The sequence below is a fragment of the Streptomyces sp. NPDC040589 genome, from assembly GCF_055594445.1.
Genome location: NZ_JBVIWP010000009.1, coordinates 119471 through 143257 on the forward strand (window position 1 = coordinate 119471; position 23787 = coordinate 143257).

At 72.5% G+C, this 23787-nt stretch carries 9 protein-coding genes; all 9 read right to left on the minus strand.

Translation table 11 applies throughout. The features are described from left to right. Positions 1 to 10: 10 nt before the first annotated feature. On the minus strand, positions 11 to 1216 hold the full coding sequence (locus tag ACZ58V_RS32350; RefSeq protein ID WP_468195578.1) for a hypothetical protein: 1206 nt from the start codon (positions 1214 to 1216) through the stop codon (positions 11 to 13). A gap of 61 nt (positions 1217 to 1277) precedes the next feature. Further along, on the minus strand, positions 1278 to 4991 hold the full coding sequence (locus ACZ58V_RS32355; protein WP_471294496.1) for a non-ribosomal peptide synthetase: 3714 nt from the start codon (positions 4989 to 4991) through the stop codon (positions 1278 to 1280). A 16-nt stretch (positions 4992 to 5007) separates the two neighbouring features. Continuing rightward, complete coding sequence (locus tag ACZ58V_RS32360) at positions 5008 to 5790, minus strand: thioesterase II family protein (protein ID WP_471294498.1); 783 nt, start codon at positions 5788 to 5790, stop codon at positions 5008 to 5010. Then, the gene (locus ACZ58V_RS32365; RefSeq protein ID WP_468195585.1) at positions 5787 to 7877 is read right to left on the minus strand and encodes an amino acid adenylation domain-containing protein; all 2091 of its coding nucleotides are present in this window, start codon (positions 7875 to 7877) and stop codon (positions 5787 to 5789) included. The genes ACZ58V_RS32360 and ACZ58V_RS32365 overlap by 4 nt, the downstream gene beginning before the upstream one ends. Further along, the gene (locus tag ACZ58V_RS32370) at positions 7874 to 10585 is read right to left on the minus strand and encodes a beta-ketoacyl synthase N-terminal-like domain-containing protein (RefSeq protein WP_471294501.1); all 2712 of its coding nucleotides are present in this window, start codon (positions 10583 to 10585) and stop codon (positions 7874 to 7876) included. The genes ACZ58V_RS32365 and ACZ58V_RS32370 overlap by 4 nt, the downstream gene beginning before the upstream one ends. After that, positions 10578 to 14081 carry an amino acid adenylation domain-containing protein gene (locus ACZ58V_RS32375; RefSeq protein ID WP_471294503.1) on the minus strand — a complete coding sequence of 1168 codons (3504 nt, stop codon included), beginning with the start codon at positions 14079 to 14081 and terminating at the stop codon, positions 10578 to 10580. Before ACZ58V_RS32375 ends, ACZ58V_RS32370 begins: the two co-directional genes overlap by 8 nt. Next, positions 14078 to 15334: an MFS transporter gene (locus ACZ58V_RS32380; RefSeq protein WP_468195592.1), complete on the minus strand. Its 1257-nt coding sequence runs from the start codon at positions 15332 to 15334 to the stop codon at positions 14078 to 14080. Before ACZ58V_RS32380 ends, ACZ58V_RS32375 begins: the two co-directional genes overlap by 4 nt. Next, entirely contained in the window at positions 15331 to 22812 is a 7482-nt protein-coding gene (locus ACZ58V_RS32385) for a hybrid non-ribosomal peptide synthetase/type I polyketide synthase (RefSeq protein WP_471294506.1), read from the minus strand. Before ACZ58V_RS32385 ends, ACZ58V_RS32380 begins: the two co-directional genes overlap by 4 nt. A gap of 451 nt (positions 22813 to 23263) precedes the next feature. After that, on the minus strand, positions 23264 to 23707 hold the full coding sequence (locus ACZ58V_RS32390; protein ID WP_471294509.1) for a DUF6086 family protein: 444 nt from the start codon (positions 23705 to 23707) through the stop codon (positions 23264 to 23266). Between the last annotated feature and the right edge of the window lie 80 nt (positions 23708 to 23787).

The following is a 23787-nucleotide window of genomic DNA, read 5'->3' on the forward strand; positions in this document are numbered from 1 at the left end:
CCCGCCCGGGTCAGCCGATCGCGTCCTGCAGGCTGCTTCTGCGCGGGAGCTGGGCGAGTTGGCCGCTGCCGAGGCGGATCCGGTCCTCGCTGATCATGACCCGGGCGGAGAGCACATCGCGTATCTGGCGGCTCAGGCTCCATTTGCTCGCCGACGGCTCCCGGTAGGCGTCCACCCCGATGACCTGGAAGGAGTCCAGCACGCTCTCGTTGGCCCGGGCGGCGGCCGTCAGGCGCAGCGCGTTCGAGCGGCGCACCATGGTGTCGCTCGCGGTCCCCCGCAGTTCCTCGTACTGGCCGGCGAGCGAGTGGATCTGCTCGGTGAGTTCGTCGATGGTGTCCGACGCCCGTCCCAGCCGCATCGTCCTGGCCGTGAGGACGTCGGGTGCGGTCCGGCTCTGCTGGCGCCGGAAGGCGTCCTGTGCGGTGGCGAACGCGGACTCGGCGATGCCGAGCCAGCACGCGGCCCAGCCCAGGTTCGACAGGGGCATGATGACGCGGGCCGAGGCCTCGCTGAACGACTCCTCCAGGATCCGGTCCCGATGCGTCCGGGCCCGTATCCGGCCGCCGCCGCTGCCCGTGCCCCGCATGCCGAGCGCCTGCCAGTCGCGCCATGGGGAGATGACCAGTTCGTCGCGGTGCACCAGCACCAAGGCCCCCTCGGTGACCGCGTCGTCGGCCGAGCGCCTGGCCACCAGCAGCCCGGCGTCGGCCTGTTGGAGGTAGGAGGAGACCGACACGTTCTTGTCGATGACGATGGCGCCGCTGCCGTCCGGGTCCTCACGGCAGTGGGCTCGGCTCTCGCGGGGGCTCGCGGCTCCGGTTTCCGACATCAGGCTTGCCACCAGTGGCTGGGTCTCCCACGCGGAGTCGATGAACTCCTGGACCGGCGTACTGGTCTTGGGCTGGCGGGCGACCGCCTGGATCTGACCCTGGTGCATGGCCCAGATCATGGCGGTGGAGGCGCATGCCTGGCCGAGCGCGTGGGCCACCGCGACGGTCTGCGGCGCGGTCCACAGTCCCTGGCCGGGGACGGGCTCGGGGGCGAGCAGCCGGTGCCGCTTCAGCGCGGCGACGGCCTCGGCCGGGAAGCGGCCCGCGGAGTCCACGTCCACGGCGTGGGCGCGGGCCACCTCCACGGCTGCGGCGACCCGTTCGCGCAGGGGCGGACCGTCCCCGTTGTCGGTGTGGTTCATGCCTTCCAGGTCTTCGGTCATGGCCTCTTCCGTACGTGGGTGCTGTTCAGCGGCTCGGCGGCGGGCCTTCGGCCCGGCCGGCTCAGCCACCGAATTCCATGAGCCTCTTCCGCAGCCGCGGCCCGGATTCGGCCAGCTTGTCGGGGTCGAGCATGCGCAGGTGCGGTGCGGCGGTCGCGATCGTGTCCGTCTCGCCCTCGAAGTGGCTCTCCCAGTACCGCCCGTCGAGGACCGAGGTGCGGTCCGCGGCCAGGAAGTGCGTGAGACCGCAGGACACCCGGGGCGGCGGCCCGGCGAGGTCGACGTCGGCGGCGTCGAACATCACCACGTGCTCGATCTGGTGGCCGCGTTCCTGGAGTTCGGCCGCGACGCCGGGTGCCAGCGCCGCGCCGATGGACCAGCCGACCAGCACGATCGGTCCCAGCACGTCGATGTCCTCCACCGCCGAGACGAACTCGTCCAGTACGGCGGCCGGATCGGCGGATCGCCCGTCCGCCTCGAGGACCGGCGACAGGACACCGTGGACGGGCATGTGCTTCGGGAGATACGGCAGGAGCTGGACGAAGCTCCACGCCGTGCCGCTGACCGGCGGGAGGCAGATCACCGTCGGCTCGCCGCCCGCGGCCCGCAACGGGACGGAAGGCTCCGGAACGAACTCCGGGCGCCCGAGCCGCTCGGCGAAGGTCCGCGGGGTCGGAAAGCGGAAGACCTCGGCCGTCTCCAGGGTGACGCCGAACATGTCCTGGAAGCGCAGCACCATCTGCACCGCGAGCAGCGAATGCCCGCCCAGCTCGAAGAAGTTGGAGTCGCGTCCGATGTCGTCGCGCCCCAGCAGGTCCCGGAACACGCCACGGATCAGCTGCTCGTGGGGCGAGCCGCCGTCCTGGTCGGCCACCGGCGCCGGCTCGGTGGTGTCGGCCAGGCCGCGGCGGTCGAGCTTGCCGGCGGCCGACATCGGCAGCGCGTCCAGCCTGACGTAGAGGGACGGGATCATGTACGGGGGCAGCGTCCGGGAGAGCCGCTCGCGCAGTTCGGCCGCCTCGGGCAGGGCGTCGCCCTCGGGGATGATGCCGGCGATCAGCCGGTCGGCGGTCTCCGGGTCGACGCCGACCACCGCGTCGGCGACGCCGGGGCACTCCGCCAGCCGCTTCTCGATCTCCTCCAGCTCGACCCGGAAGCCGCGTACCTTGACCTGGGTGTCGAGCCGCCCCAGGAAGCGCAGCCGCCCCTGGGCGTCCCAGCGCCCCGCGTCCCCGGTGCGATAGCGGCGGTACCCGTCGGCCGCGATCCGGTCGAGCGGGAAGCGGCTGGCGGTGAGCTCCGGCTGCCCGACATACCCTTGGGCGACCTGAGGGCCGGCCAGGAAGATCTCGCCGGGTACGTTGACCGGGCAGGGACGGTAGGACGCGTCGAGGACGTAGGCACGGTTGAGGCCGAAGGGGGCACCGACGCAGGAGGTCGTCTCGACCGGAGCGGCGTCGGCCTTCCCGCCCCCGTCGGAGCTCTGGACGGTGCAGTAGACCGTGGCCTCGGTCGGTCCGTAGAAATTCCAGTACGCGAGCCCGCGCCCGTCCAGATAGGCGGCGAACTCGCCGGGCAGCGGTTCGCCGCCGAGCATCAGCTTGGTACCGGCCGCTACCTCGACTCCCGCCTCGCGCAGGGACTTCCACACGGTGGGAGTGCCGCCCACGTACGTCACCGGTGGAGTCGTCGCCAGTGCCCGCCCCACCGCCGCCGGGTCGGTGGCTCCCTCCGGGAGCAGGTGGACCGACGCACCGGCCAGCAGCGGAACCAGGTACTCCAGCAGGGAGATGTCGAACGACGTGGTGGTCAGGCTCAGCGAGACGTCGTCGGAGGTGAACCCGAGGAGGTCGACCGCTGCGGCGCAGAAGGCGGAGAGCGCGGTGCGGGCGACGGCCACGCCCTTCGGATCACCCGTGGAACCCGAGGTGTACATGATGTACGCGGTCATCTCGGCCTCGGCCTCCGGGCGGGCGGCCCGCTCGGCGGTACGCCCCCGCAGGCCGGCCGGGCTCACCGTGCGGACCCCCTCCACCGCCTCCGTGTCCTCGTCGGTCACCACCAGCCGGGCGTTCGCGTTGTCGAGGATGAAGGCGATCCGCTGGGCGGGGTGTGCGGCGTCGAGCGGGAGGAAGACCGCACCCAGCTTCCACACGCCGAGCACGGTGGCCAGGAAGTCGAGGTCGCGCGGCAGACGGACCGCGACCACATCGCCGCGGCCGATGCCCTCGGCGGCCAGTGCGTCGGCGAACGAGTCGGCCTCCCGGTCCAGTTGGCGGAAGGTCAGGGTGTCGTCCGCGGATCGTGCCGCGAGCCGGTCGGGCGAGGCCCGCACTGCCCGACCGAACCGGGTGAGGACGTCCGGCACGGGCCGGGACGCGGCTTCGACGGTGCCCAGCCCGGAGAACTCGCCCACCCGGTTCTTCTCCTCCTCGGAGGCGAGGTCGAGATCCGCCACCCGCACCGACGGTGTGCCGGCGGCCTGCAGCAGGACCTGGCCGATGTGGGAGACCAGGGTGCGCAGGGTGCTCTCGTCGAAGCGGGCCGTGTCGTACTGGAGCCGCAGGCGCAGGCCGCCAGCCTCGGGCACGAAGGTGGTCGTCAGGTCGTACCGCGACCCGCTCAGCTCGACCCAGATGTGCTCGGTGGGCTCAAGACCGGCCAGCTCGAAGGGCAGGTCGGGCAGGTTGGCGACGGACAGCGAGACCTGGAAGACCGGCGAGACGTTGTCCTGCCGCTGCACCGACAGGCCCTGGAGGACCTGGTCGAACGGGAGTTCCTGGTGCTGTATCGCCTTCAGGCTGGAGCTGCGGGTGGACTTGAGCAGGTCCAGGAAGGAGGCCTCGTCGTCGACCTGGACCCGGACCGAGATGAGGTTCAGGAAGAGTCCGACGGTGGACTCGAACTCCGTCCTGGTCCTTCCGGCGACCGGTGTGCCCAGCACGACGTCCCGCTGGTCGGAGTATCTGGTGAGCACCACGGACAGCGCCGCCGCGAGCACCATGTACAGGGTGCAGCGTGCCGTGGAGGCGAGCTGCCGGGCCGCGTCGTGGATCTCGTCGGGCAGCATGATGTTGATCATGGAGCCGGTCATGTCGCGGCGTTCGGGACGCGGGCGGTCCCAGGGCAGCTCGATCTCGGCGGGGGCTCCCTCCAGGTAGCCGCGCCAGAACTCGGTCTCCTCCCGGATCCGGTCCTCGTCGAGGTGCTCCCGCTGCCATGCGGCGAACTCGGGGTACTGGACCGTCACTTCCCGGGGCTTCTGGTCCGTGGCGCCGACTTCGCGGTTGTAGAAGAGGGCGATCTCCTCGATGACGTTGGTCAGGGACCAGCCGTCCAGCGCGATGTGGTGCCCGATCACGACCAGCGCGTGCAGCTTGGGGCTCCAGCGCAGCAGGTAGGTGCGCATCGGCGACTCGGACGCCAGGTCGAAGGGCCGTCCGGCGGCTTCCCGTACGAAGGCCTCGATGTCCGGCCGCAGGGCGTCGGTGGACAGGTCCGCGGCGGACATCTCCACCACTTCCAGCGGCTGCCCGGCCTGCGGATCGACCCACTGCATGGGCTCCTGACCACCGGTCGCGGGGGTGATCCTGGTGCGCAGGGCGTCGTGCCGCTCGACGACCGTCCGGACGGCGGCGCCGAGCGCGTCGACGACGAGCGCACCGCGCAGAATCCTGACATCGGGGTTGATGTAGGCGACGTTCCCGGGCGCGACCTGCTCGACGAACCAGATGCGCTGCTGGCCGAAGGACAGCGGCGTCTCGATGCGGGACATGGCGGAGCTCCAGAGGTCAGGGCCGGTGGGCGTGGTGGGGGCGACCGATGACCCGGGATGCGTCGCGGCCGGCGAGATCGAGCCGGATCGCGTCGAGCACCTCCGCCGTCCGGTCGTGCGGGAAGAAGTGACCGCTGTCGAAGTCCCGGGTCGTCACCGACTCGGCGGCGCCCGTCCAGCGGGCGAGCGACTCGGGCGGGGCGAGCGGGTCGGTGCGGCCCGCGTACACGGCGGTGGGGGTGGTGAGACGACGGCCGTCCCATGCGAAGCCGCGCAGCGACGTGAGGTCTCCCAGGAGCATCGCGACGGCCAGTTCACGCATGCCGCGGTCTTCGAGCACGGCCGCCGGTGTGCCGCCCGCCCCGCGGAGGAAGTCCACCGCCTCCGCCTCGGTTCCGTTCGGCACGGGCATCGGTCGGTGCAGCTGGGGCGGGTTGGTGGCGCAGACGACGAGCAGCGCCGGTACCGCGTGGGGATGGTGCCGCTCCAGGTGCAGGACCGCCTCCGCGGCGATCAGTCCGCCGAGGCTGTGGCCCACCAGGACATAGCGCTCACCGAGTTCGGCCAGGGACTGGGCCAGTCTGTGGGCCCGGTCCCGGACACTCGGAGCCGGGGAGCCCGCGGCGGGCGTCACCGTGCGAGTGCCGAACACCTCGAGCCCCCGGGTCCGGGCCGGTGTCGTCCAGCCGCGGAAGGCGTGCGCGGTCCCGCCCGCGTGCGGCACGACCACGAGCGGGAGTCCGGACGGTGGCTCCTGCTGCCTGAGGCCGGGGTCGAGTGGGAAGAGAACGGAGTTCATGCCGGGAACGCCTCCTGCTGTGGCTCGGAGCCGCCCTGCCGACCGAGCTCGCGCAGCCTCGACCGGTCGATCTTGCCGCTGGCGGTCATCGGAAAGCGGTCGAGGACGGTGAACCGGGTCGGGACCATGGCGGGCGTGAGACGGTCCAGCGCGTGACGGCGCAGCTCCGCCCGGCCTGGCGGGTCGGCGGGGTCGACGACGAGACAGGCGACCAGCCGGTCCCCGCCGGGTCCCTCGGTCTTCACGACCGCGCTCGCCCGCACTTTCGGGTGCTGGTCGAGCACGTGCTCGACCTCCCCCGCCTCGATGCGCACCCCGTGGATCTTGATCTGCTGGTCCATCCGTCCGTGGTAGTCGAGGACCGCGCGGCCGTCGGCGGACGACACCGCGGTGGACCACCGGACGAGGTCGCCCGTGCGGTACATCCGTGCGCCCGGCCCGGTCGCGAAGGGGTCGGGAACGAACCGCTCACGGGTGAGATCCGGAGCACCGGCGTACCCCGAGGCTAGGCAGGCCCCGGCCAGATGGAGTTCGCCGACCGCTCCGAAGGGCGCGGGTTCACCGTTCGGCGTGAGCACGTAGGCGCTGACGTTGTCGATCGGCCCACCGATCGGCACGGCGGGGCCCGGCTCGGGTGTGCGGCAGTCCCAGGCTGTCACGTCGACCGCGGCCTCGGTGGGTCCGTAGAGGTTGTGGACACCGGCCCCCAGCGTCGAGGCCGCCCGGTTCGCCAGCGCGGGTGGGAGCACCTCACCGCTACAGAGCACCCGGCGCAGCCGGGTGCACTCCCCGGCCCGCGGCTCCCGCAGGAACTGCTCCAGGACGCAGGGCACGAAGTGGGCGACCGTGACCTCCTCCCGGATGAGGGTCTCGGCCATCTCCTCCGGGTCGAGGTGCGCGAGCGGCGGGGCCATCGCGAGGCGGGCCCCGACGAGCAACGGCCAGAAGAACTCCCACACGGACACGTCGAAGTCGAACGGGGTCTTCTGGAGGACGATGTCCGATCCGTCGAGGCGGAGGTGGTCCTGCATCCACAGCAGGCGGTTGACGATGGCGCCGTGCGGGACGACGACGCCCTTGGGGCGCCCGGTCGAGCCGGAGGTGAACAGGACGTACGCCGGGTCGTCCGAGCGGGCCCGGAGCTCACCTGCCGCTCCGGGGACCGGCCCGGCGGAGGGCGGCCCTGACAGCCGTACGCCGGACAGGGTCAGCGAGGTCACGTCCGGCGCGGCCTGCCGTACCTTTCCCGCGGCTTCTTCGGCACATACGACGATCCGCGCCCCGGCCGTTTCGATCATGGTCCGGAGCCGGGCGGGCGGTGCCTCGGGGCTGAGCGGCAGATACGCCCCGCCGGCCAGCAGGATGCCCAGCAGTACCCCGGGGAGTTCCACGGAGCGCCAGGTGCTCACTCCGATCACGTCGCCTCGACGGACGCCCTCGGCCCGGAGCCGGTCCGCGAACGCGCGTGCCTGGACGAGGAGTTCCGTGTAGGTCAGCGACTCGTCCCCGGCGGTGACGGCCACCCGTGAGGGGTGGAGCTCGGCCGTCCGCACGATCAGATCGTGCAGCGAGGACGGCGGGCGGGCCACCCGCGCTCCCCCGAGGGACAGGAGCATCCGGCGCTCCTCCGCGCCGGCGACCACCAGATGGTCGAGACCGGCCTCGGGAGTGGCAACGAGCCGCTCCAGCAGGGTCCTTGTCCGCTCGGGCGCCCATCGGGTGAAGGTCCCACCGCACCCGTGGACGACTGTCGGCAGCCCGTCCTTCCCGCTGTCCGGCAGTTCGAGTCGGCAGGGCCGGTGGTCTGCCGCGCCCTCGCGGCAGCTGTCACAGTGCACGTCGAGCCGGACCGTGCCCCGTCGGCACCGCTCACCGATCGCCTCGGCGAGCCGGGTCACCGCCTGGTGTCCGCCGTCCGCCAGGGGCACGCTCGTCCCCTCGCCGGAGGTGTCCGATCCGACCTCGACAGTGACGTGCCCGGTGTGGCAGACCCGCGCCGCCACGACGGCGGCCGCCAGGGCGGCCGAGGCCCGGTCGGGGGCCTCCACCGTGACGCGCTGTGCTTCGATCACTTCGTGCTGCGTCACGGTCGACTCGCTTCCCCCTGCGTCCCGTTGGTCATCTCGTCGATCAGATCGGCCATGGCGCGGGGCGTCAGGTCGACGCCGAGCAGATTCCTCGCCGGGATCTCCAGGCCGCAGCTCCGCGAGAGCCGGACGGCCAGCCGGACCAGGGTGAAGGAGTCCCCGCCGAGCATGTACAGGTCGGCATCGGGCTCGATGTCCCTGAGGCCGAGCGTCTCCTCCCAGGCGCGGAGCACCAGGGACAGCGTCCCGGCCTCCGCCTCCGCCTCGGTCGACGCGAGGTTGCCGTTGCCGCTCTGCCGGGCGGCCGGGGCGGGCGCCCTGGGGCGGGGTGCGTCGATCCAGTGCAGCCTCCGGTCGAACGGGTAGGTGGGCAGGGGCACCCGGCGGTAGCCGTCGGCCCCGTTGGCCCGTTCCAGGTCGACCCGGGCCCCCGCCGACCAGAGCCGGCCGAGCTGGGTGAGGAAGGACACCAGGCCTGTGGCGGGCCGCATCGGCAGCACGTCGTACAGGCCGTCGTCCCGGATGTGCGGGCGGAGCCGGTCGCTCAGCGACCGGCCGGGCCCGATCTCGACGACCAGTGCGCCCTTCACCATGTCGGTGAGCGTGCGGGCGGCGTCCGGGAAGCGCACGGGTTGCGGCGGCCCGGCGGCCCAGATGCCGGGGTCGCGGCCCTTCCGCTGATCCACTGCCCGGCCGGTGCACGCGGAGACGACGGGCAGGGCCGGCGGCTTGAGGGCGAGACTGTCGGCACCCTCCGGGTCGGGATTCGCCAGCAGGTCGGCGCCCACGACCGCCGGGAACTCGCCGGCGAGACAGGCCGCGGTGTACTCCCCGATGCCGTGGCCCAGTACGGCGGCGGGTGCGACGCCGAGGAAGGCCAGGAGGTCGGCCATGGCCAACTGACTGATGTACAAGGCGACTTGGGCCAGTTCGGCGGAGGGCGCCGCACGGTCGGTCTCGTCCAGCAGGACGGCGCGGATCCTCGTTCCGTCCTCCTCCCCCAGGTGGGCGAGGACCTGCTCCACCCGATCGCGCACCACGGCGTAACGGGGGTACAGACCCGCCAGTACGCCGCGCACGCCGGCCTCCTGGCCGCCGAAGGCCCACACGATCGGGGGTGTCTTCCTAGGTGCCCGGCGGGGCGCGTCCTGGAGGGACTCGCGGGCCAGGCCGTCCGGGGTGAGCACCGCGCCGAGGCGTACGGGGAAGCGGCGGCGGCCGGAGGTGAAGGTGCGGGCGGCATCGCCGACCCGGCCGGGACGGGCGGCCACGTGGGCCGCCAGGGCGTCCCGGTAGCGCAGCACTCCCTCCTCTCCCCTCGCCGAGAGCGGGATCAGCGCCGCCGCCAGGTCCTCCTCGGGCCCGGGTGGGGAGGGCCGGAACTCCTCGACCACGACATGGCTGTTGGTTCCGCCCATGCCGTACGAGCTGACCCCGGCCCGTCTCGGCACGCCCGGCTCCGTGGCCCACGGCCGGGCGGCAGGGTCCAGCACGAAGCCGTCCGGCAGGTCGTCCGCGGCGGCATCGTCACCGGCGCCCACCAGAGGCGGGAGGACGCCGTGGCGCAGGGCCAGCACCGTCTTGATGAGGCCGATCACCCCGGCGGCCGCGCCCGGATTCCCGATGTTGGCCTTGACCGAGCCGAGCGGCAGCGGTTCGTCCTCCCCATCGCGGGTGAACACCTCGGCGAGTGCGGCGAGTTCGATGTCGTCGCCGACCTCGGTGCCGGTGCCGTGTCCCTCCAGGTATCCGACCGTCGCGGGGTCGACTCCGGCGTCCCGGTAGGCGGTGCGCAACACGTCTACCTGGCCCGCGAATCCCGGAGCGGTGTATCCGGCCTTGTCGCCGCCGTCGTTGTTCACCGCCGAGCCGCGGATCACGGCCAGGACGGTGTCGTTGTCGGCGAGCGCGTCTCCGAGCCGCCGCAGGGCGACCAGGCCGAGACCGTTGCCCGGTACGGAGCCGTCCCGGCCGGTCTGGAACGGGCGGCAGCGGCCGCTGTGGGAGAGCACGCTGCCCGAGGTGACCGAGTAGCCCTCGTCCTGCGGCAGTTCGACACTCACCCCACCGGCCAGCACCAGGTCGGCATCCCGGCCGCGCAGCGCCCGGACGCCCTGGTGCACGGCGACCAGAGAGGTCGAGCAGGCGGTCTGCACGGTCATCGCCGGGCCGGTCAGACCGAGCCGATAGGCGATCTTGGCGGCGAGGTGGTCCCGGTCGTTCGCCAGGACGAGGGGCAGCAGCCCCTCCGCCTGCTCGATCGAGGGATCGGTGAGGATGTGGCGCAGCAGGTAGTAGTTCAGGCCCGCGCCGGCGAAGACGCCGACCCGACTGCCGGCGCGGCCGTCGCGCCCGCCGCCGGTGCCGTGCCCGGCCCGCTCCAGAAGCACCCACGCGGCCTCCAGCAGCAGCCGGTGCTGAGGGTCGGTCAGTTCGGCCTCCCGCGGGGGCATGCCGAAGGCTTCGGCGTCGAACTGCCCGATGTCCGCGAGGACTCCGCGCCGGGCGACCCGGTCGGACCGGCTACCGACGGCCGGGGCGGTCGTCGCCCCTTCCGCCACCGGCTCGGCGTCGGACAGGGCGGTCACCACCTCCCGGCCCTCGGCCACCATGTGCCAGAAGGCGTCGAGATCGTCGCCCGCGCCCGGGGTACGGGCGTACACGCCGATGACGGCGATCGGTTCCGTCTCCGTCTCCGCTTCACGCACCGCGCATGCCCTCCCTGATGCGGGCCGCCAACTTGTTGACCGTCGGGGCCCGGTAGATGTCGACCGAGGTGATCCGGACTCCCGGGAATCGCTTGCGCAGCGCGTTGCGCATCTCGGTCAGTTGCATGGAGTCGCCGCCCGCGTCGAAGAACGCCTCGTCGTAGTGGAAGTCGTCGCCGCCGAGAAGGTGCCGCCAGACATCGGCGACCTGCTCCACGACGGCGTCCTCGGACGGCGCCGGGGAGGGCGGGTCGGGTTCCGCCGGGGCCTCGCCCGGCACGGGTGCGGCCGGTGCCGTGGGGGCGGCCGGTGCGGGGCTCTCGGCCAGGAAGCGCTCGGTCGTCAGCGCCCGGGCCGCCAGCGCGTCGGTGTCCACCTTGCCGTTGCGGCTCAGGGGCAGGGACGGCACGAGGCACCACAGGCCGGGGAGCGCGTACGACGGGAAGGTGTCCGTCAGCGAGGGGACGAGCCGCCGCAGAGCGGACCGCTCCGGGCCGACGACCGAGGCGAGGACGGCACGGTCGGTGGGGTCGTCGCCGACGGCGCTCACGTCCGCGTCGACGACACCCGGCCAGGATCTGATGTGCGACTCGAGCGCGGCGAGCTCGACCCGATGGCCGCGTACCTTGATCTGCCGGTCGCGGCGGCCCCGGAACAGCAGCTCTCCGGCCTCGTTCCAGCGGACGATGTCCCCGGTGGCGTAGGCGCGTTCGCCGGCGAGCCAGGGCACGGTGACGAAGGCCGCGGCGGTGCGCTCGGCGTCCCCGGCATAGCCGTGGGCCAGGCCCAGGCCGGTGGCGTACAGCTCGCCGTCGGCCCCCGGCGGGACCGGACGGCCCGTCTCGTCGAGCACGAGAACTCCGGTGCCTTCGATGGGCCGGCCGATCGGAACGGCGTCGCCGACCTCGTCCGCCGAGGTCACATGGTGGACGGTGGTGAACGTCGTGTTCTCCGTCGGGCCGTACCCGTTGGTGACCCACAGTCCGGGCGAGGCCTCCAGGACGGCCCGGACATGGTCCGGTGAGACCACGTCCCCGCCGGTCAGCAGCTGGCGCAGCGAGCCGAGCGAGGCGGCGTCGTACTGGGCCACCAGACGGAAGATCCCCGAGGTCAGCCAGGCGTGGGTGACTTGTTCGTCCCGCAGGAAGGCGCGGATCGCCCGGGGCGAGGCGGGGCCCGGTGGCAGGATCGCGATCCGGTCCCCGTTGAGAAGCGGGTGGAAGAGCTCCAGGGTCGAGGCGTCGAAGGCCAGGGGTGCCATGCGCAGCATCGAGCGTCGGCGACCGGGGTCCTCGTCGTCCGCCGGGCGCAGCAGGCCGGTGTCCGCGGCCAGGCGGATCACCGCGCGGTCGGGTATCTCGACTCCCTTGGGCGTACCCGTGGTCCCGGACGTGAACGAGATGTAGGCCGGGCTGTCCCCGGCGCGCGGGTGCGGTTCCGCGAGCGCCCCGGTCTCCTCGTACGGAGCCGTGTCGGGGGACCACGGTGCCACCAGCCGCATGTGCCGCGGCCAGTCCCGGCAGTGGTCGGCGGAGGCCACGGCCACCGTGGCCCCGGTGACGCGGAGCACCTCGTCGCGCCAGGTGCCGGCCATCTGCTGCGGCACGGGGACGTAGCAGGCCCCCGTCCGCAGGACCGCCAGTACGGCGACGACCTCCGCGGCCGAGCGGTCGACCTGGATGATCACCCGGTCCCCGGCTCGGACACCCGCGTCGTGCAGGACGGACGCGTAGCGCGTGGCGGCCTGTTCGAGCCGGCGGTAGGTCAGCGTGTGGCCGTCGGCGGGATCGGTGACGGCGACGGCATCGGGACTCCTCCCGGCGGTCGACACGAAGCGCTCCCACAGGCATTCGGGCCCGTCCGTCGTGTCGGGGGTGCAGTGCCTCGGCGCGGCGATCCGGGCTCGTTCGGCGGCCGACAGTCCGGTGAGCCCGCTGATCGGTGCGTCCGGGGTCCGCTCGAACTCGAGCAGTGTCGCGAGCAGCGCGCCGGCCAGCGCGGTGGCGGTCTGCGGTCCGACCCGGGAGTGCGAGTACTCCAGGGCGAGGGCCGGTTCGCTTCCCCAGCGCCGGTGGTAGAGGATCGCGTCGAACACCGCGCCACGGCAGTGCCCTTCGACCACCTCGGCCGGTGTTCCGGCGAGGTCGAGGGTGGCCGGGACGAGTTCGTCGTGCGCGGCGAAGGCGAACGGGGTCAGCGCGTTGGAGCCGCGGACCGGGCGCGCGTCGAGGTGGCGCACGATGTCCTCGTACGGGGCCTCCGAGTCCCGTATCGCGGCGTCGTAGTCGGCGGCCGCCCGGGCGAGGTACCCGTCCACCGTGAGCTCCGGCTCCAGCCGGAGCCGGACCGGTGCCACCCGGGTCAGCAGACCGACCGCGTCGAACTGGTCCGCGCGGAAACGCCCGCTCGCGGGCATCCCGAGGACGAGGTCGTCGACGCCTGCCCGGCGCCCCAGCACCAGGGCCCAGGCCGCCAGCAGGACGACCGGGCGGCGTACACCGGCCCGCCGCGCCACGGCCTCGACGGCGTCCCGCACATCGGGCGGCAGTACGAAAAGCAGACGGCTGCCGTCCGGGGCGAACAGCCCGTCCTCTCCCCCGGCCGCCCAAGGGAGCCGGAGGTCGCTCGGCGCTCCGGCCAGCCGTTCGGCGACCCTGCCGAGGTCTTCGGCGAGTCGGCCCGATTCCGCCCTGGCCTGGTACCGGGACAGCGAGGAGTCCGGTACAGGGGTGTTCGGGTCCTCGATCCGGCCCTTGCCGTAGCACTCCGAGAACTCGCGCAGCAGGACGCCGATGCTCCATCCGTCGACGATCGCGTGGTGGAACACCAGGGTGAGGACGTCACCGACAGCGGCGGAGCGGCCGATGAACGCGCACCAGGGCGGTTGTTCGAAGGGCCGCAGGAACCTTCCGGCGGCCGGGCCGACCAGCGCCTCCATCCGCTCGGCGAGGCTGCCGCCGCCCGGCGGGAGCTCCACCTCGCGCAGCGGGACCGGCCACTGCGGAAGGACCCGCCGGGCGAACACGTCGCCCTCGGCGACGAACCGTGTCCGCAGGGACTCGTGCCGTGCGGCCAGCGCCCGCAGCGCGGCGGTGACCCGCGCGGTGTCGAGGTCCTGGGCCACCACGGAGAACATCAGCCGGTACGTCGCGTCGCGTCCCGCCAGATGAGCCGTCAGCATCTGCGACTGACCGGGCAGCAACGGTCGGTCACCGGGGGGCGGCACCGAGACGGGCCGGTCGGCCACCGGCCGCGCGTCGGCGAGTACGTCACCCAGCCGGGCGCCGCTCAGCAGCAGCTTCAGGTCCAGTGCCCGGCCGAGCCGCCGCTCGCCGAGCGCCACCAGGTGGTACGCCTGGAGCGAGGAGCCGCCCAGCTCGCCGAAGGTGGCGTCGGCCCAGGTGCCGGGAGGACGTGTGGCATGGCGCAGCGCCTCGTCGAGCAGCGGCTCCCAGGCCTCGGTCGTCGGCACGGGACGCGATGCGTCGGTGCTCACTGGGTGTTGTCCCCCTCGCAGTCGGACACCGGCACCTTCTCGGCGTCGGGTTCGGGCCTCCGGGTCGCCGCCTCGATCGCCCGATCGGACAGGTAGGCCCGGATCGGGATGATGGTCAGCAGGGTCAGGGCGGTGGACACGGCGAAGAGGACCTGGGCGTCGACGGCGAGCGCGACGGTGCCGCCGATCGCCGAACCGACCGGTGTCATCCCATAGGTCAGCATCCGCGAGGCACCGCTGACGCGGCCCAGGTCCGCCCGGCTGACGGTGAGTTGCCGTACGGACATCGACTCGACCGACCACATGCCGCCGAGCGCGCTGCCGACCGTCATGACGGCTGTCAGCGGGAATCCCTCGGCGAACAGCGGGCCCGCGAAGACCAGCGCCCAGCCCACCCGGGTGAGGGTGAGGGTCGTGCTCCGGCCCAGCCACCGCTCCACCCGGTGGGTCATCAGGGCCCCGACGGCCGCGCCCACCCCGATGGCGCCAACGAGAAAGCCGTACTGCGAGGCGGACAGTCCGAGGGGGCCCGGCGAGATCGCGTACACCACGAGGAGGGTGAAGAAGATGCTGTTGGCGATCGTCGTCAGACCGCCCACGGCGACGATGGTCGCGAGGATCGGCTGCGAGAAGACGATCCTCGCCCCGTCCCAGAAACCGGTGGAGCCTTCGCCCGAGTCCGACCGCACTCCGGCTTCGGTGCGCGGCAGCTGGGCGGCGACCAGCGCGGCGGCCAGGCACGCCGCACCGGACAGCACGCTGGGCAGCACATGGTCGACGTCGACCAGCACGCCCGCCAGGGCGGGTCCCAGGAACTGGTAGAAGAGCCGGGTCGACACGGCCAGCAGACCGTTCGCCCGGGTGCGGCGCGCGTCGTCGACCGCGTTCGCCGTCACGACCTCGGCCGCGGTGTCGACCACGGTCTGGAGGCAGGAGACCACGAAGACCAGCACCGGGACGGTGACCGCGAGCGCCACGTCGGCCCAGATCAGTCCCGCGAGGCCGAACATGGCCACGCAGCGTCCGAGGTTGGCGAGGGTGACCGCGCGGACGGCCCCGATCCGGTCCACCAGGACACCGGCCGGCACCGCCACGATCAGCCAGGGGAGAGTCGCCGCGACCGTGACCGCGGCCACCGCCATCGCCGAGTGCGACGCCGCGGCCGCCGTGATCGTCGCCGCCACGGCGAAGACGCCGTTGGCGGTGTCCGAGACGGCGGTGGCGGTCAGGAACCTTCTGAACACGCCGCTCATCGGGTGGCTGTCGCGGCGCCGGTTCCCGCCATGTCGTCCCGGAGCCTGGCCAGCCGCCGCAGGCTGCCCAGTACCTGGCGCTGTGTCAGGCCGAAGTCGACCAGGGCGCCGATCTCGTTCACTCCGGCCTCCCGCAGGAGCTCGCACCGCTGCCGCACCGTGGCCGGATCGCCCAGCAGGGCCCGCTCGCCGCGGAACTTCCGGTAGGCGCGCCGCAGAATGGCGTCGACGTCCCTCGGGCTTGCCCGGTCCAGGTCGATCCGTTCCTCCGGCAGGGCGGCGGTGAGCGTGCCGAGCAGCTGGGTGTGACTGCGCAGATAGCGCAGGAAGGGGTCGTGGCAGACCTCTTCCACCATGTCCTCCGACTCGCCCACGTAGCAGTGGACCATCAGAGTGACGCGGCCGGTCTCGGGGTCGTGCCCGGCTTCCTCGCGCGCCTTGCGATAGATCCGGATCTTGTCGGCGAGTTCGTCGGTCTTCAGCTCCAGCAGGGCGGTGAGGAGGTTGACGCCCAGCGTGCCGGCCCGGCGGAAGCTCTCGTCGTTCGAGGTCGCGGTCAGCCAGGTCGGCAGGACCGGCTGGACGGGCCTCGGGTACAGGGACACCTGGATCGTGCCGCCCGTGCCGTCGACGGCGTCCGGTGCGACGCCGTCGGACCAGAGCGTGCGGATCCGGCGGACATCGTCCTCGAAGGTGTCGCGGCGGCCCGCGAACCGGTCGGGGGCCAGCACGTAGTCGCTGGGGTGGAAGCCGGGGGCGAAGGACACCCCGATCCGGCCGCCCGAGATCCGGTCGACGATCCGCCAGTCCTCGATCAGGCGCAGGGGGTTGTGCAGCGCGGGGATGACGCTGCCCGCCCGGACGTGGATGCGCTCGGTGGCCGTCGCCAGCGCCGCGCTCAGCACCGCCGGGTTGGGGTACTGCGCCCCGAACTCGTGGAAGTGCCGCTCCGGCGTCCAGATCGCCTCGTAGCCGAGCGCGTCCGCCTCGCGGGCTGCGGCCAGGATCAGGTCGTAGTCGGATCCGAGGTCGCCCTGTGCGGAGGAGAAGAAGTAGACGCTGGTGGTGAGGTCGCCGGCCGCCGTCGGGCGGTGCTCCGTCGGCACGGGCACCGGTGCGGCAGTCACCGACGCCGGTGTGACCGTGACAGGTGCCGCCGGGGTCTGCGCGCGCGGCGGTGCGGTCGGTGCCGGTGAACCCAGCCGTTCCCGCACGACCCGGGCCAGCCCGCCGAAGGTCGACTCGTCGAAGAACGAGTCCAGGCTGATCTCCAGCCCCAGGGCGTCGCGTATGCGGGCGCTCAGCCGCAGCGCGGCGAGCGAGTGCCCTCCCTGGTCGAAGAAGTCGTCCTCGGGGCTCACCGCATCGACGCCCAGCACCTCGCACCACAGGGCGCTCAGCACCGAGTCGGTGTCCCCCGTCACGTCGCTCACGGCCGCCTCCACTTCCTTCACGTCGCTTGGTTCGTCGATCTCTATGTCCTGCGAAACGTCTGACTCGCGCGGGGCGGGCACGGTGGCCTCCGGCTCGATCCAGCACCGCTCCCGGGTGAAGGAGTACGTCGGGAGCGACACCCTCCGGACGCTCTCGCCCTCGTCCCGCCACAGCTCGCCGAGCCCCCGGCGCCACAGCTCCCCGACGGCTTCCAGCCCCGAGGCGAGGGACACGCCGTGCCGTGGCCGGTCGAACCCGGCGAGCAGCGGCTTGCGGTCCCGCAGGATGTCGCTCACGAGCCCCTGCAGCGTGGAGCCCGCTCCCGTTTCCCACCAGACGGCGGGCGAGAGGTCGTCCGAGAGGGCGCGGACCGCGTCGGAGAAGCGCACGGGCAGGCGGATCTGCGAGGCCCAGAACCGCGGGTCGACGGCCTCGGAATCGCCGAGCCGGCGTCCCGTCGCGCCCGAGAACAGCGGTGTCCGGGGGGCGTTGAGGCCGAGTCCGGCCATCACGCCGGCGAAGTCGGCCGCTGCGACGGCCATACTCGGCGAGTGGAACGCGCGCGAGGTGCGCAGCCGTACGGTGGTCAGTCCGGCCGCCCGGCAGCGGTCCGTGAAGGCGGTCATGCTCTCGGCCGGGCCGGAGACGACCGTCGAGTGCGGTCCGTTGTGGGCCGCGATGACCGGACCGGCCGTCTCCTCGCAGGGTCCGCCGACGCCGAGGGCCGTGCCCTCGGCCAGCAGCTCCGCCACGTCCTCGGCCGGTGCGACGACGGCCGCCATGGCACCCGGCGGCGCGGCCTCCATCAGCCGTGCCCGCGCTATCACCGCGGTCATCCCGTCCGCGAGGGTGAGGACTCCGCCGACGCAGGCCGCGGACAGTTCGCCGAGGCTGTGTCCGACGAGCGCCCGCGGCTCGAGTCCCCGGGCGGTCAGGCTCCGTGCCGTGGCGACCTGGTCCAGGAAGAGGCAGGGCTGGGCGAGCAGCGTGCTCATGGAGCCGTCCGGCGCGTCGGCGCGCGCGGAGTCCGCCCGGACGAGCAGCGTGTCCGCGACCTCCTGCCGGAGAGCGGGGTCGACGGCCTCAAGTCCCTCGTCGACGCAGGAACGGTAGACCGGGTCGGCGTCGTAGCGGGCACGCCCCATCCCCGGTCGCTGGGTGCCCTGGCCGGGGAACATCAGCACCGCGCCCGATCCGGCGCTGACGCCGGCCTGGCCGAGTGTCGCCCGGCGCAGCAGGGCCGGTGCCCGAGCGGTGTCCGGGGCGACGAACGCCGCACGCCAGGGGAGGCGAGCCCGGCCGACGCGGAGGGTGTACGCCACATCGGCGAGGGAGAGGCTTGGGTTCGCTTCCAGATGGTCGGCCAGGCGATGGACGGCCCGCCCCAGCGCGGCCTCGTCGGCGGCCGAGAGCGTCAGAAGCTCGGGGGTGGAGGAGGCCGAAGCCGAGGCGGACTTGGCGTTGTCGGCGTTGTCGGCGGCCTTGGCGGACGGTTCCTCCACGATGACATGGGCGTTGGTCCCGCCGATGCCGAAGGAGCTGATCCCCGCGCGCCGGGGCGTAGGCCCCTGTGGCCATGGCAGTGGCGTGGCGGGGAAACGCAGTGCGGTTCCCTCCGAGGCGAGCCGTTCGGCGGGGCGGGTGAAGTTCGCGATGGGGGGCACCGTGCCGTGGCGTACGGCGAGTACGGCCTTGATCAGGCCCACCACTCCGGCCGCGGCGTCGAGATGACCGGTGTTCGACTTCACGGCGCTGACGTACAGCGGAGTGTTTTCCGCGTCCCGCGCCTCGTCGAGGAAGACCTCGCGCAGAGCCGAGACCTCCACCGGGTCGCCGAGTCTGGTGGCGGTGCCGTGCGCCTCCACCAGGCCGATCGACTCCGCCGGGACCCCCGCCACCTCGAGGGCGGCGCGGATGACCCCGGCCTGGGCGGACGGGCCGGGTGCGGTGTAACCGACCTTGCGGGCACCGTCGTTGTTGACGGCGGACCCGAGGATGACGCCGTGGACGACGTCCCCGTCGGCGAGTGCGTCCTCCAGCCGCTTCAGTACGACGACGCCCGCCCCGTCACCGGGGATGGTGCCCTCGGCGTGCTCGTCGAACGGCCGGCACAGACCGTCCGGGGAGAAGATGCCGCCGGGCTCGTGGACGTAACCGTGCCGGGAGGGCGGCGCGAGCGAGCAGCCGCCCGCGAGGGCGAGGTCGCTTTCGTACGCCAGCAGGCTCTGCACCGCCATGTGCGTGGCGACCAGGGACGTCGAGCACGCGGTCTGGACCGTGATGCTCGGCCCCTGGAGGTTGAGCTTGTAGGAGATGCGGGTGGACGCGAAGTCCTTGTCGGTGGCGATGACCACCTGGAGGGGCCCGGCGTTCTGCGAGATCTTCGGGTTGGCGAGCACCTCCTGGAGATAGGCGTTGCCGCCGATTCCGGTGAAGACACCGGTGCGGTTCTCCTCCGGCCCCGCAGGGGCGTACCCGGCGTCCTCCAGCGCGCGCCAGGCGCACTCGAGCAGGATCCGCTGCTGCGGGTCGAGCAGGGACGCCTCCAGCGGCGAGTAGCCGAACAACTTCCGGTCGAATCCCCGGACATCGTCGAGAGCGGCTCGCACCGGGACATAGCCCGCGGCGTCGCGGCTGCTGCGCGGCACGCCCGCGGCGCGCAGCTCTTCCTCGCCGAAGCGGGCGGCGGCGTGCTCACCGGCCACCACCATCCGCCAGAACGCGTCCAGATCCTCGCCGGTGCCGGGCAGCCGCGCCGCCATGCCGACCACGGCGATGCGCCCGTCGACGGGGCGCCGGCGACCGGAGGACCGGCCCGTCGGCAGGAGCTCTGTCCCGTCCGCCGGGGAGGTGCCGTATTTCCCGTGCAGGAACCGGGCGCAGGCTCGGACAGTGGTGTGGTGGAAGAGATCGGTGACGCTGATCTCCAGACCGGCCCTGCCCAGTGCCTCGTGGACCTTCAGCAGGGCGAAACTGTGTCCGCCCACGTCGAAGAAGTTGTCGTCCAGCCCGATGCCGGACTGTTCGAGCACCGCCTGCCAGGTCGCCAGCACGGTCCGCGTGAGGTCCGCGAGGTCCCGTCCCCGGGAGGCAACCGGAACGCACCCGGACACGGCTGTCCGCTCGTCGGTCTGCTGCTCGTCGATCGGCTGCTCTCGGGACAGCAGGCCGAACATGCGGGCACGGTCCGCCTTCCCGTTCTGTGTCAGCGGAATGCTGTCGAGCTGGACGAAGCGGCTCGGCCGGAGGTAGGGCGGGAGCACCGACCGCAGGTGATCGCGCAGTTCGGTCTCCGGCAAGGGCCCGTCGACGACCACGAAGGCGACCAGGGTGTCGTCATGGGCGAAGACGGCGCAGGCCGACGGGCGGCGCCGTCCGGGCAGCCGCAGCACGGCCCGTTCGACCTCCGCGGGTTCCACGCGGTGGCCCCGCACCTTCAGTTGGTCGTCGTCGCGTCCCAGATACTCGAGCTCGCCGCCGGTGCGCCAGCGGGCGAGGTCGCCGGTGCGGTAGATCATTGCGCCGGCGCGGAACGGGTCGGGTGTGAAGCGTTCCGCGGTCTGCGCGGTGTCGTTCAGGTAGCCGCGGGCGACGTGCCCGCCTCCGATGCAGAGCTCGCCCGGCACGTCGAGTCCGGCGGGCTCGCCGTACTCGTCGAGCACGTAGCAGCGGGCCTGCGGGAGCGGAACACCGATCGAGTTCGTCGGCACCGAGTCGAGTGCGGAGGTATGGACCGGCCGCGCGGTGACGTGGACGGTCCCCTCGGTGATCCCGTACATGTTGACCACGGTGGCGTCGAGGCCGCTGTCACCGAGCAGCAGGGCCAGCCGGTCCCAGTCGAGTGCCTCGCCGCCGAGCACGATGTAGCGCAGTTGCGATTCGTCCGGCCGGGCCGCGGCGGTCAGTTCCGGGGCCAGGCGGTAGAGCGAGCCGGGCGTCTGGCTGAGGACCGTCACCCCGCGCCCGGCGACCAGTGCGGCGAGCGCCGCCGGGTCGCGCACCTGGTCGTTCCCCGCGATGACGCAGGTGCCGCCGGTGGTCAGCGGACCCCAGATCTCCCAGACCGAGAAGTCGAACGCGAACGAGTGCGTGCACAGCCACACATCCGTCCGGTCCGTCTCCAGCCCGGCGGGCCGGCCGACGAAGAGCTGGGAGAGGCAGGAGTGCGGCACCTCGACGCCCTTGGGCTCCCCGGTCGAGCCGGAGGTGAAGATGACGTACGCGGCCTGTTCGGGGGCGCTCTCCTCGAGTGACGGGGTGTCGACGACGTCGGCAGGGGCTGCGGGAAGTGCGGGAGCTGCGAGGTGTTCCCGCGTATCCACCACGAGGCAGTCCAGAGCGGGCAGCCACTCCTGGAGCACCGGTCGACTCGCCCGGTCGGCCAGGACCAGGCCGATCCCCGCTCGCGCCGTGATCGACCGCAGGCGCTCGCTCGGGCCTGCGGGGTCCAGCGGTACGTACGTCGCCGCGGCCTTCCACGCGGCCAGCATCGCGACCACGCTCCAGGGGCTCCGCTGTCCGCAGACACCCACCCGCGCGCCCGGTGCCACTCCGGCGCTGCGCAGCTCTCGGCACACCCGGTCGGCGTGGGCGTCGAGTTCCGCGTAGGTCAGCGTGGTCGTCCCGTCGGTCACCGCCGGGTGGTCGGGGTGGGCCGTGCGGGCTCGCCGGAACCGGGCGAGCACGCTCTCGGTCTCGGCCGCGGCCGGCGTCGGGTTCACCCCGAGGGTGAGGTACTCGGCCTCCTCGGCGTCCACCATCCGGGGCGGCTCGTCGGGCGACTCCACCGCGTGCCGCAGCGCCGCCAGCAGGTGGCGCACCAGGGTCTCGGCACTGGGCGCGAGCAGGATGTCGGCGTCGTACTCGAGCCGCAGGGAGGGGTGCTCACCCGAGAGATCGACGGTCAGGGCCACGTCCCACTTCGCCCTGTCGCTGTGCACCTCGACTTCGGTGACCGTCACTCCGGCGAGCTCCGGCAGTGCCGCGTCGAAGTTCTGTACGGCCAGCGAGCACTGCATGAGCGGCGATCGTCCGGCGGCCCCGCGCAGGCCCAGTTCCCGGACCAGCACATCGACGGGCACGTTCTGCCGTGCCATGGCCGGGAGTACGGCGCTTCGGGTCCGGCGCAGCAGGTCGGTGAAGCCCGGACGGCCGGAGACGTCCAGGCGCAGCGGGACCATGTTGATCTGGCATCCGACGAGGGACTGCTCCTCCTCGGAGTTCCGGCCCGCGACCGGGCTGCTGATCACCACGTCGTCCTGGTCGGCGTACCGGCCCAGGACGGTCGCGTAGGTCGCGGCGAAGGCCATGAAGACGGTGGCGCCCGCCCGCTGTGCGGTGTCGCGCAGCCGGGTGACCAACTCCTCGTCGAGGGGCACCAGCAGGGATCCACCGGCACCGCTGGGAACCGCCGGGCGCGGCAGGTCGGTCGGCAGGGAAAGAGGCCTCATCCCGGCCAGGTGACCGCGCCAGAAGTCGAGATCGGCCGACGAGGCGTCACCCTCCGCCCATAACGCGCGCTCGCGCTCCGCCCAGACGAGCGGACTGGGTGCCTCGGCGTCGAAGAGCCGCTCTCCACGGTTCGTCACGCGTGCCGCGTACGCGGTCTCGAGGTCGCGGAAGATCACACCGAGCGACCAGCCGTCGCACACGATGTGATGGGCCACCATGACCAGCCCGAACTCCCCCGGGCCGATCCGGGTCAGTCCCCAGCGGACCAGCGGTCCGGCCGCCAGATCGAACGGCGGCGCGCTCAGCCGACCGGCCAACTCCCGCACCGCATCCGCCCGCTCGGCGGCCGGATCGGCCTCGGTGACCGTCCACGAGGGCCCTGCCGATCGGTCCGGGATCCGCTGGACCAGCGCTCCGCCCTCGAAGACGAAGGTGGCCCGCAGCGAGTCATGACGAGCCGTCACCTCCTGGACGGCCCAGCGCAGCGCCTCGACGTCGAGGTCACCGTCGATGAGCATCGCCACGGTCACCAGGTAGACGTCATGCCCCTCCGCCTCACTGCTGACATACAGCCGCTCCTGGGCGAACGTCATCGGTCCCGTACTGGCTGACGCGGTCATCATGTCCCCCGTGGACTCAAGATCGTCGTTGCCTGCAAGCTACGTGCCCCGACTCGATGCAATCTGCACCCACGTTCGATATGACACGCATCACAGGTCACTCCAGCACCAGCTCTCACACCTCGGATGGGCACGGGCGAGGGGTCCTGGCAGTGGTGGGCGCAGTGCCGCAGGCAGTAAACGAGTTGATGGCGAGCCCGAGGCAGGCGACCACTGAGGAGGCGTCACTTCTCACGTACTGCAGCGACCATGGGCAGCCCGTGGAGACGGCGAACATCCTGGTGCCCACCGCTCACTGCGAGATCGTCTACGAGGCTCCGATCAGCCGCCCTTGGAAGACTTCTCAGTGGGTCGGGCAGGCCGCAGAAACCGCGAGCCGGTCCAGGCTGTCGGGTCGGCGAGGGGTGGCCCTGGACACACCGTCTCAGCGGGACATCCAGCGGTCCATCTCCCGCGCCCGGGTGTCCAACGCGGTGAAGACAGCGGCTGACGCGGTCCGAGGGTTGCTGGGAACCTGCACGTCGGGCCGGACACCACCAGACATATGGCCGATCCCTGGACTCGGTGCCTCCACCTCGATTCCGGCACGCCGCGCAAGCGCGACCGCCGTCGCCACGAATCCCTCGGAGAGTGCGAGGATCACGGAGTGTCCCGTCCGGCAGTGCCAGGCGACCAAGCAGCGTGCGAACTCCGCGTACACGGCCGGATCGACCTCGAGTGTGTCCGGGTCGCCCCAATGCTTGTGACCGATTCCCGAGGGCAGCTTGAGTTCCGCCTCGAAGACCTCGACCTGCCGCACGAAGAGGCGGCCGGCACCGTTCGAGGGGTTCCACAGCGTCTCGTCACCGATGTCGAAGTACATGCTCATCGTCGATCCCCCTGCTCAGCCGCCCCGGCAGAGGGTAGAAGATCAGGCGTGCAGTAGGCACCTGAGTAAGGCGGGCCTTG

Excerpts from the sequence above, each read along its gene's own strand:
- ACZ58V_RS32350 (WP_468195578.1), bottom strand. The coding sequence starts at position 1,216 with ATGACCGAAGACCTGGAAGGCATGAACCACACCGACAACGGGGACGGT.
- ACZ58V_RS32390 (WP_471294509.1), bottom strand. The coding sequence starts at position 23,707 with ATGAGCATGTACTTCGACATCGGTGACGAGACGCTGTGGAACCCCTCG.
- ACZ58V_RS32380 (WP_468195592.1), bottom strand. The coding sequence starts at position 15,334 with ATGAGCGGCGTGTTCAGAAGGTTCCTGACCGCCACCGCCGTCTCGGAC.
- ACZ58V_RS32360 (WP_471294498.1), bottom strand. The coding sequence starts at position 5,790 with ATGAACTCCGTTCTCTTCCCACTCGACCCCGGCCTCAGGCAGCAGGAG.
- ACZ58V_RS32355 (WP_471294496.1), bottom strand. The coding sequence starts at position 4,991 with ATGTCCCGCATCGAGACGCCGCTGTCCTTCGGCCAGCAGCGCATCTGG.
- ACZ58V_RS32385 (WP_471294506.1), bottom strand. The coding sequence starts at position 22,812 with ATGACGTTCGCCCAGGAGCGGCTGTATGTCAGCAGTGAGGCGGAGGGG.